This is a genomic window from Gluconobacter sp. GP1, assembly GCF_032913585.1.
Lineage (GTDB): Bacteria > Pseudomonadota > Alphaproteobacteria > Acetobacterales > Acetobacteraceae > Gluconobacter > Gluconobacter cerinus.
The window spans coordinates 1-1203 of the sequence record NZ_JASGXC010000040.1; the positions used below are offsets into that span (position 1 = coordinate 1).

Genomic DNA, 1203 nt, shown 5'->3' on the forward strand with positions numbered 1-1203 from the left:
GCGATCCTCTGCCGGTTTCAGCCTATGCCGTCGCACCCGACACCATGGAAACCGGCCTGGCCTCGGAAGTCCACGAGCATCTCCCCACGCGCGTCTTTCTTCCGGCCGCAGCGTCTTTTGTCGAAGGTCTCGGCAACGCGATGCAGAACTCAAACACAAACAGCGTGACCAGCGGGCTGGGCGTGAGTTCGTTCACGCATCTGACCTTGCCTCAACAGCTTGGTGTCGCTGCCGGACGCGCAGGACAGGAGATGGGTCAGATCCTGCAAAAGCAAACTCCTCAGAACCCAACGGTTCTTCTTCATAAGGATGATCCTATCGGGGTGATTTTCGCGGAGCCGGTGGACGCCCCCTGACTGCACTCACAACGGCCTTTGGCATCCTGCAAGGACGACACAGGAGGGACCATCAGCATGCGAGGAAACGCAATGCGCCGTGAGGACACAGGAGAGGTCGTGGAGATGCTGCGACCTCAGAAGCGCTCCACAGACCGGCCCGGTAAACAGGCCGAAGACGGCCAGATGCCACAGGAGGCAGAGCTGTCAGGCAACCGGGCGGATGCGCCAGAGGAAACGATAGAGAGCCGCCGCAAGCCTCTGAAGTCGCAGAATGGCACGGAAGACCGTGCTACGCGCACGCCACGAAGCAGACTTCTGGTCGGTACCGCTCTGGCGGTGCTTGGGGCTGGAGGTCTGCTTGGCGGTGCTGTGGCGGTCGGTGCACATTTTGGCGTGCCGATCCCGTTTGTAAATGACAGACCACGCGCATCGATCACCACCACACCAGATGCACCAGCGGTCCCATCGGCTCGAAAGTCGGCCTTTACGTTGGCACCACCAGCGCTTGGCACGCCTGATGTCCCGGAAAAGCGGGTCCAGCAACCCTCTGTCGCTCAGAACGACGACCCGTTCGGCGGCGAGGGCATGACAGCCCCGGTTGATCCCCCAGCCACCACAAAGCCGGCTGAGATCAAAGCAGCTCCAGTCATTCCCGTGCCGCCCGCCGTCTCGGATGGAGCGCCAAACGCCTCCGCGGTGCCACCGAGCCAGGCGGTCTCCGCGCCTCAGGCTCAGTCCGCTGTGTCTGCCGCTCCGGCTGCGGCCCCCGCGCCCTCCTTCGCATCCCCTGCATCCCCTTCACCAGACGCAGCCCTCGAGCTGGAAATGGCCAAACAGCTGAAAGCGCTGGATGATCATGTGGCGG

Annotated in this window: 2 pseudogenes; both read left to right on the top strand. The window is 62.8% G+C overall.

Annotated features, from left to right (window positions below):
* Positions 1–356 (top strand): annotated as a pseudogene (locus tag R5H23_RS16795) (DotG/IcmE/VirB10 family protein); the annotation flags it as partial.
* A 72-nt stretch (positions 357–428) separates the two neighbouring features.
* Positions 429–1203: pseudogene (locus R5H23_RS16800) on the top strand (hypothetical protein); the annotation flags it as partial.